This window comes from Peptococcus simiae (assembly GCF_046569735.1).
Classification (GTDB): Bacteria; Bacillota; Peptococcia; order Peptococcales; family Peptococcaceae; genus Peptococcus; species Peptococcus simiae_A.
Window position 1 is genome coordinate 1 of sequence record NZ_JBKICG010000031.1, and the last position, 8,752, is coordinate 8,752.

Genomic DNA, 8,752 nt, shown 5'->3' on the forward strand with positions numbered 1-8,752 from the left:
ATTTTATGAGTACAAAAATTGGTATTAATGGCTTTGGCCGGATTGGTCGTCTGGTCTTACGGGCTGCCATGGAGCATCCTGAAGTGGACGTTGTCGCTTTAAACAGCACCTCTGACCCTGAAGGGACCGCTCGGTTATTTGAATTTGATTCGACCCACGGCCGTTACCAGGGCGAGGTATCTTATGATGATGGCCACCTGATCATTGATGGCCACGCCATCCCCCTCTTCAGTGACCGGGACCCTAAAAACTTAGACTGGGGAAAATACGGCGCCAACATTGTCATTGATTCCACCGGTAAGTTCAAGACCGTCGAGGCCGCCTCTGTCCATTTAAACCAAGGGGCTAAAAAGGTCATTGTTACCGCCCCTAGCCCAGATGCACAGATGATTGTTATGGGCGTCAACCAAGATGCTTATGATCCTTCTCAGCCGGTTGTTTCCAACGCCAGCTGTACCACCAACTGCCTGGCCCCGGTGACCAAGGTCATCCACGACAACTTCAATATTGTTGCCGGCATTATGACCACGGTCCACTCCTTCACCAATGACCAGAAAAACTTAGACAACCGCCATAAAGATCCCCGCCGGGCCCGGGGCTGCACCCAGTCCATCATTCCCACCACAACCGGTGCAGCCAAGGCCATGGGTAAGGTCATCCCGGCCTTAAACGGCAAGATGAACGGCTTTGCCCTCCGGGTCCCGACCCCTAATGTTTCCTTGACAGACGTGGTCTTCCAGCTGGAAGAAAGCCCTAGCGTGGAAGAAGTCAATGCCCTCTTAAAGGAAGCGGCTGAAGGGGAACTCAAGGGAATCCTCGGTTATTCTGACAAGCCCCTAGTTTCCATCGACTACAATGGCGATGCCCGGTCTTCCATTGTCGATGGCCTTTCCACGATGAAGGTCGGCGACCACCTGGTTAAAATCATCGCCTGGTACGATAACGAATGGGCCTACAGCAAACGCTGCGTTGACCTGGCCCACTTCATCAATGAAAAATAAGCAAGTATAGAAGCAGACACAAAGAGGCACCCTCATTTTTGGGGGTGCCTCTTTGTGCTTAGGCTGGGCCTATTTATGCTTTTTTTGCTGTTTTTTAAACCGGTCTTTCAGTTGGTTGAGCCGGTCGGCTTTAGAAGGGCCGGCGGATTTCTGAGTATGATGGGGCCCCTCCATTTCCCGATGCCACTTATCCTGGTCACGGGGTTTTTCGTATAAGTTTTTACCCATCGTGCTCATCCTTTTGACTCAAGAGGTCTACTAGTTTTGTCCGTCTGGCTTCTTGGGCGCCATCGGCAAAACAGCGAACGGTCTCTGTATTTTGAATGGCTGCCTGCATGAGGTCGTCCAGGCCCTCGATCCGGGCTTCTTCCCGGTGGCATTCTCGGCGCTTGGGCTTGGTCTTAGGCTCTTTGGGCACAAAAACCGTACAGCAGTCTTCATAGGGCAGGACAGAGATGTCATAGGTATCGATTGCCTTGGCAATCTTTACTGTCTCCAGCTTGTCATAGGTCAAGAGGGGTCTGAAAACAGGCATGGTAGTGACTTCATTGATAGCATAGAGACTCTCAATGGTCTGGCTGGCCACCTGGCCAATATTATCCCCAGTGACCAGGGCCTTGGCATGGCGGAGGTCGGCCAGCTCTTCAGCGATACGGAGCATAATCCGCCGCATCAGGGTAATCCGCAGGTTGCTATGGCAGTTGGCCCCGATGGCTTCCTGGATGGGAGTAAAGGGCACCAGGTGGAGGTCAAAGTGGCCACTGTAGGCTGCCAGTTTTTCAGCCAGTTGGAGGACCTTTTCCTCTGCCTGCTTAGAAGTATAGGGATAGCTATGGAAGTGGATCCCTTCCACAACAACCCCCCGCCGCATCATAAGCCAACCGGCCACCGGGCTATCAATGCCTCCGCTTAGGAGGAGCTGGGCCCGGCCACCGGTGCCCAGGGGCAGGCCGGCGAGCCCCGGCCGCCGTTCAAAAAAGATATGGGCTTGTTCAAAGCGGATATCAATAGAAACTTCCAGATCATAATCCGTAAGGTTGGGGCTTAGCTGCGGGAAATGGGCCAGGATTTTTTCTGCAACCTGCAGCTGAAAGTCCATGGACCGGATGGGGAACCGCTTATTGGCCCGGCGGACCGTCACCCGGAAGGTCTGGTCTGTTGCCGGGAGCTGGCCCAGCTCGGCCAGGACCGCTGCTTCAATCGTGGCCGGGTCCAGGTCTGTTGACATGACCGGGCTGTAGGTCGAAATCCCAAATACCCGGTCCAGGGCCGGGTAAAAGTCAGCCGGGTTCCGTCCGTTGAGGGGAATAGATAGCCGCCCCTGCCCCCGAACCACTTCCGGTCGGTCGCCGATTTCCCGCTCCACTTGCCGCCGGATGTTGTTGACCAGGGTTTTTAAAAACTGCTTTTGGTTTTTGCCCTTTAAGCCCAGTTCACCGTAGCGGATAAGGATATGATCATAGGTCATAGGGCTGTGCACTCCTTTCTCTTATCTTTACTTTTTTTTATTGGGCAGTCTTTCGCCGGGGCGATTTTTTCCACTTGTCGGTCTTGCCCTTGCCATGGTCGCCGTGCTTGCCCTTGGTATAGGACCGGTTTTTCCGGTTCTGGATTTTTTTATTACGAGACCCCTTGTGCCCGCGGCCGCCCTTGTGGCCCGCACTGTTTTTAGAATAGACCGGTTTTTCTGCGGTTAAATTAATTCGCTTGGCCTCAAAATCCCTTTGGTCACCGGTCGTAATCAGGGACAAGGCGGCCATCAAGGCGTCCTGAGCGCCATAGGTGGCGATCAGGTCTTCCGCCACCCAGCTCAGCTGGTCAAATTCACCGTTTTCCAGGGCATCCACGACCTGGATGCGGAGGTTTTCCTGCCGGACCTCTTGGGTTCTCTGCTCAGTCGGCAGGGGGCTGCGGGCGATTTTATGCTTGATGGTCCGTTCAATATAGGCCAGGTGGTCCTTTTCTCGGGGGGTCACGAAGGACATGGCCAGGCCATCATTACCGGCCCGGCCGGTCCGGCCGATCCGGTGGACATAGCTGTCGGCATCTTGGGGCAGGTCAAAGTTAAAGACGTGGGTCACCCCTTGGACGTCCAATCCCCGGGCGGCAACATCGGTAGCCACCAGGATATCAATTCTCTTTTCCCGGAACTTCCGCATGACCTGGTCCCGCTGGTACTGGCTCAGGTCACCATGAAGTCCTTCCGCCCGGAAACCGAGCTGCTGCAAGGCCCGGGTCAGTTCATCGACCCGGCGCTTGGTCCGGCCGAAGACCATGGATAGGTCCGGCTGCATCATGTCCAGGAGCCGGGTCAGCAGAAGAAGTTTTTTATCTTCATAAACAATAAAGGCCTCCTGGTCAATGGCCGGGACCGTTAAGGTTTCCTGGCTGACCTTGACCATCTCCGGGTCCTTCATATAGGTTTCAGCAATCCGCTTGATTTCCGGCCGCATGGTGGCAGAAAACATCATGGTTTGCCGGTCTTCCGGACATTCTTTCAGGATGTCTTCGATGTCTTCGACAAAGCCCATGTTGAGCATTTCGTCTGCTTCATCTAAGATGACCACTTTAATATCACTCAGGCGGATGGTCCGCCGGCGCAAGTGGTCCTTCAGTCGTCCTGGTGTGGCCACAATAATTTGCGGACGATTCTTCAGGGAAGAAATCTGCCGCTTGATGTCCTGCCCCCCGTAAATAGCCAGGGAGTGCAGGGGCAGGTAGCGGGATAATTTATAGATTTCTTTTTCAACCTGGATGCAGAGTTCCCGGGTCGGCGTAAGGACCAGGACCTGCACCTTATCGTCATCATCAATCCGCTCTAAAAAAGGAATGGCGAAAGCCGTTGTCTTACCGGTACCGGTTTGTGCCTGGCCAATCAAGTCCCGGCCGGATAGCCCCACGGGAATGGCCTTTTCCTGGATGGGCGTCAGGCTTTCAAAACCCATCGCGTCAATGGCCTTTTTTAGGGGGTAGGATAATTCTTCAATATTAAAGCTCACATTTTCCTCCAAATTTATGATAGTGGAATACAAATATTTATTATACCATACTTTGCCTTGTTTTAATATTTTTTCAAATACAAAGCACACCGAATGCAGCTGGAGCCTTCGGTGTGCTGGCTATGCTTCTTTAGACTAGTCTTGAATAAATTTATCAAAGGGCCAGAAATAGATCCCGCCCTGCAGGAAGCGGACCTTATCAAAACCGGCCTGTTCCAGAATCAGCTGGGCTTCATAACCCCGGGTAGACAGGATGCAGAAGAGGATAATTTCCTTGTCCTTGGGCAGTTCATCAGCCCGGGCCCGTAATTCCTCAATGGGGATATGGGCCTGGTGCTTGGTCTTAAAGGCCCCCAGTTGGCTGACTTCATCGTCGCAGCGCAAGTCAACGAAGATGACGTCATCCCGGTCTAAGAGGTCCAAGCACTCAAAGAAGCCAATCTGCTTGGCCCGGCCTTCAATGACGTTTTGGATAACATTGGCATTGGTCAGGAGGTTATCCACGGCAGAGGAATAGGGCGGCGCATAGGCCAGGTCCATGTTCCCCATATCATAGGCGGTCAGGTGGGGGTTGGCGGACAGGGCGCCAGCCATGGTGTCGACCCGCTTATCCACATTGCCGGGACCAATAATCTGGACACCCAGGATGCGGGCGGTTTTCTTATCTGCGACAACCTTGACCATGACCAGTTTTTTGCCCGGCATAAAGTGGGTGATGTCCGGACCGGGTACAATGCAGGTAACGGCCTCATAGCCCTGGGCCAGGGCATCTTTTTCGGTCAGGCCAACCTTACCGGCGGTCCAGTCAAATTGTTGGACCAGACTGGTGCCTAAAACGCCAGGGAAGGTTTGGGTATTGCCCTGGGCAATGTTGGTACCGATAATCCGGCCGTGCTTGTTGGCGGTAGACCCCATGGGGGCAAAGGTCCGTTTACCGGTAATCCGGTGGTTGACCATGACGCAGTCGCCGCCGGCATAAATATCCGGATCACTGGTCTGGAGGTATTCGTTCACGATGATCCCGCCATCAATTTCAAGGCCGGCCTCTTTCGCCAGGGCAACATCGCTGCGGACACCGGTGGATACCAGGACCAAGCCGCATTCCAGCTCACCCTTATCGGTGACGACACCGCGGACCGCCCCTTGGTCATCCAGCTGGATTTCCTTTAGGGCGGTACCGGTCATGATATTGATATCTTCTGATTCCAGGTAGGCTTGTAAAACCGTTGCCATGTCTTTATCGAGCATCTTGGGGAAGATCTGGTCTTCCATTTCAATGACGGTCACTTCCAGACCCCAGTCGGCACAAGCTTCCATCATTTCCATGCCGATAAGGCCGCTGCCGACAATGACGGCATGGCTGATTCCGGTTTTCAGGTGGGCTAAGATATCCTGGCCATCCTGGGGGGTCTTCAATTGGAAAACGCCTTCGCCATCCAGGCCCGGAATCGGAGGTTTGGCATTGTAGGACCCAGTTGCTAAAACCAGCTTATCGTAGTCCAGTACTTGCTCGCTGCCATCAGCGACCTTTTTAACCCTTACCTTTTTTCCTTCCCGGTCAATATGGGTGGCTTCATAACCGAGCAGGGTATCGATATCTTTCGTTGCCTTCATGAATTCCGGCGTGCGAACGGCATCCCAGGAGGTGGTCATCAGGTCGTTTAATTCTTTGACAGTGGCCCCTACATAATAGGGGAGGCCACAGCCGCCATAAGAAATCCAATCTCCCTTTTCTACTAGGGTCACTTTGGCTTCAGGCATCAGCCGTTTGAGCCGTGCTGCAGCTTTGGGGCCACAGGCCACCCCACCCACTACAACAACATTTAAGGCATCACTCATGATCATTCTCCTTTATCACTATATCAACAGTTGATTTGTTCTCCTTACTATTGTACATCACTTAAGATGAAAACTCGAGAATTGGGAAAAAACTTTTATCATAATAGGTAATCGATTGTATTATCATTTTCTATACAGCTATTGTCAACAGGCTGTTAAAATAAGTACTAAACCACTGAAAAATCTGATATGATAGACTCGTGAGACCAAGAACAAGCAGGTAACCTGCCTTGTTCATCCGAAAATAGTCAAATGTTTTCGGCGTCAAAAAAAGGAGGTAGTATAGTTATGTTGTTGACCCTATTCTGTTGGTTTGCCATCATTTTCTTTATTGCAGCATCCGTGAAGAAATTTCGCTATTATGCCAATAAACCGATGCATGGTAGACAAGACCTTTACCCGATTCCCGGCGAAGATCCGGATCGTGTAGAGTATGGCGGTTCCTTTTATGAAGAGCAACGTTGGTACGAAAAATCACGTAAGAAAAACCATCGTGGCGAAATCATCGACATGTTGGCTGAAATGCTCTTCATTAAGAAACTGTTCCAAAAGCAAACTAAGTTATGGTGGGTTTCCTACTCCCTGCACTTGGGTATCTACTGCATTATCGCCGCCATGGTGATTGGTGCTGCTGCTGTACTTTTACCCTTTACAGGCATTTTAGCCACCCTACTCGGTTTAGCTTTAACCGTTGCAGGCTTAGCCGGTGCCATTTTAATGACCATCGGTACCATTGGCCTCTTGGTTAAACGTATTGTTGACCATGAATTCCGCAACTATACCACACCGCAAGAATACTTCAACCTAGCCTTCCTCTGCGCAGGTAGTGCAACAGGCCTGGCTGCCTTTATTAGCAATGGCTGCCGGTTCGGCTATGTTAAAAGTATCTTCAGCGATATGTTCCACTTTAGATCTATTAAGGGGTTAAACAAAATCACCATTGTCCACGTTCTTATTTTCTGCGGGCTCTTAATTTACATTCCTTTAACAAAAATGAGCCATTACGCCGGAAAATTCTTTGCTTTCCACAGCGTGCTTTGGGATAACCGTCCCAACTTACCGGGGAGCAAGGTCGAACAACAAATTATGGAGGAAGCTTCCATTAAGCCGAGCCCGGACATGCAATGGAGTGCCCCTCACTATCACCCGGCTCCGGAAGGCGACGACAAAAAATAACCGCAGCTGCTTTAGTATAGAGGATTGGAGGAGTTTAAATGATAGATGGACGTCAACTTCGCCCACGTGATATGGGTATCCGTGGGGAACAATTAACCACTGTCAATGATAAAAACCACCTCATGCCCCTACCGGCCCCCTTTGAAGACCCGGCCTCCTGGCCTGAGATTGAGGAAGCTAAACCGGAATGGCGTGAGAATTACTATGCTGACTTAGACGGCTTTATTGCCCTGGACGGCTTTAAACGGCCTGAAACTAAGGAAGAAGAAGACGAGATTGTCAATAAATTTTTAAGGGGCCTTGAAAAGCTTCTGAACGATGAGGCCAATAAAGGGATGATCCAGGTCCTGGACCTGACCATGGAATATTGCGCCAAGTGTAACACCTGTTCAGATGCCTGCCACCTTTTCGTGGCCACTGACCGCAATGAAATCTACCGGCCCACCTACCGGATCGATGTTTTGCGCCGGATCATCAAGGGCTACATCAACCCGCCGAAAACCAAACTCGGCCAGTGGAAGGCTAGATTTACCGGTGCCGATGTTGACCTGAACTGGGAAACCATCATGCGCCTAGCTGAAAGCGCCTACCGCTGCAACCTTTGCCGCCGGTGTGCCCAAGCCTGCCCCCTCGCTTTAGACAACGGGTCCTTAGCTAAGGAAATCCGCAAGATTTTCTCCCAGGAGTTAGATATTGCGCCGAAGCCGATCCACGAACGTGGGGCTAAAATCCAGTTGAGAACCGGCTCTTCCACCGGTATCACCAAGGCGGCCTTCCTGGACACCGTTGAATTCCTGGACGAGGACTTAAACGACCTCTACCCGGGCAATGACTACCAGGTACCCATTGACAAGCAAGGGGCCGATATCCTGCTCATCCACAACGCCGGTGAGTTCATGGCCTGGCCTGAAAACCCCATGGCTTTCGAAATCCTCTTTAACGAAGCCGGCCTTTCCTGGACCTTATCCAGTGACATGATGGGCTATGACAACGTTAACTACGGGATTTGGTACGATGACAAAATCGCCCGTGACATTGCCACCCAGCAGCTGGCAGCCGCTAAAAAATTAGGGGTTAACCGGATTGTCGTTGGGGAATGTGGTCACGCCCACAAGGCACTAACCGTCGTCAGTGACCGCTTTACCCCGGCCAAGGACCGGGTGCCTGTCGAAAGCTTCCTACCCATGTTACGGGACTTGGTCCTGGGCGGCGCTTATGACCTAGACCCCTCCCGGAATGACTTTGCCGTTACCCTACACGACCCCTGTAACTTTGTCCGTCAAATGGGCGTCGTTAAACCCCAGCGCGAGATCATTAACGCTGTCGTCCCCAAAGGACGGTTCATGGAAATGTACCCCCATGGCGTCGACAACTACTGCTGCGGCGGTGGGTCCGGCTTTGCCATCATGAATAGCCTCAACTTCCCGGCCTACCGTGAAAACATCTCCACCCGGGTGAAGCTGAAACAAATCCTGGATGCTTTCGGACCGGAAAACATCTACAACAAAGACCTGGTCAAGTACATCTGCGCCCCCTGCTCCAACTGTAAGGGGACCTTCCGCGAAATGCTCAAGTACTGGGGTCTCACTGAAAACTATAACTTCCAATACGCCGGCTTAGTCGAATTGGTCGTTAATGCCATGAGCAAGTTTGATAAGCCCTACTTCGAATTCTTACGGGATGACGAAGACGAATTTGCCATGATGTAAGTTCAAGCAATACAAAAAGCGTTCTTGA

7 protein-coding genes are annotated in these 8,752 nt (G+C 51.8%); 3 read left to right on the forward strand and 4 right to left on the reverse strand.

Going from position 1 to position 8,752, the window contains the following annotated elements:
* Positions 1-5 precede the first annotated feature (5 nt).
* A complete protein-coding gene (gene gap / locus ACLGL1_RS09540) occupies positions 6-1,001 on the forward strand; it encodes a type I glyceraldehyde-3-phosphate dehydrogenase (protein ID WP_411008449.1) in 996 nt (331 codons plus the stop codon).
* 69 nt (positions 1,002-1,070) lie between these two features.
* On the opposite strand, the gene ACLGL1_RS09545 is transcribed toward gap, so the two are convergent.
* The 4 genes from ACLGL1_RS09545 to ACLGL1_RS09560 all read right to left on the reverse strand — a co-directional run bounded on the left by ACLGL1_RS09545 (position 1,071) and on the right by ACLGL1_RS09560 (position 5,839).
* Positions 1,071-1,229, reverse strand: coding sequence for a hypothetical protein (locus ACLGL1_RS09545; RefSeq protein ID WP_411008443.1), 159 nt, complete (start codon positions 1,227-1,229; stop codon positions 1,071-1,073).
* Complete coding sequence (gene thiI / locus ACLGL1_RS09550; RefSeq protein WP_411008444.1) at positions 1,222-2,469, reverse strand: tRNA uracil 4-sulfurtransferase ThiI; 1,248 nt, start codon at positions 2,467-2,469, stop codon at positions 1,222-1,224. The genes ACLGL1_RS09545 and thiI overlap by 8 nt, the downstream gene beginning before the upstream one ends.
* A 37-nt stretch (positions 2,470-2,506) precedes the next feature.
* A complete protein-coding gene (locus tag ACLGL1_RS09555) occupies positions 2,507-4,000 on the reverse strand; it encodes a DEAD/DEAH box helicase (RefSeq protein ID WP_411008445.1) in 1,494 nt (497 codons plus the stop codon).
* 135 nt (positions 4,001-4,135) lie between these two features.
* The gene (locus ACLGL1_RS09560; RefSeq protein ID WP_411008446.1) at positions 4,136-5,839 is read right to left on the reverse strand and encodes an FAD-dependent oxidoreductase; all 1,704 of its coding nucleotides are present in this window, start codon (positions 5,837-5,839) and stop codon (positions 4,136-4,138) included.
* 288 nt (positions 5,840-6,127) lie between these two features.
* Here ACLGL1_RS09560 and ACLGL1_RS09565 point away from each other — a divergent pair, with 288 nt between their 5' ends.
* Positions 6,128-7,015 (forward strand): respiratory nitrate reductase subunit gamma, encoded by an 888-nt coding sequence (locus tag ACLGL1_RS09565; RefSeq protein WP_411008447.1) that lies wholly within the window; start codon positions 6,128-6,130, stop codon positions 7,013-7,015.
* 38 nt (positions 7,016-7,053) lie between these two features.
* Positions 7,054-8,724, forward strand: coding sequence for a (Fe-S)-binding protein (locus ACLGL1_RS09570; protein ID WP_411008448.1), 1,671 nt, complete (start codon positions 7,054-7,056; stop codon positions 8,722-8,724).
* Positions 8,725-8,752: the final 28 nt, after the last annotated feature.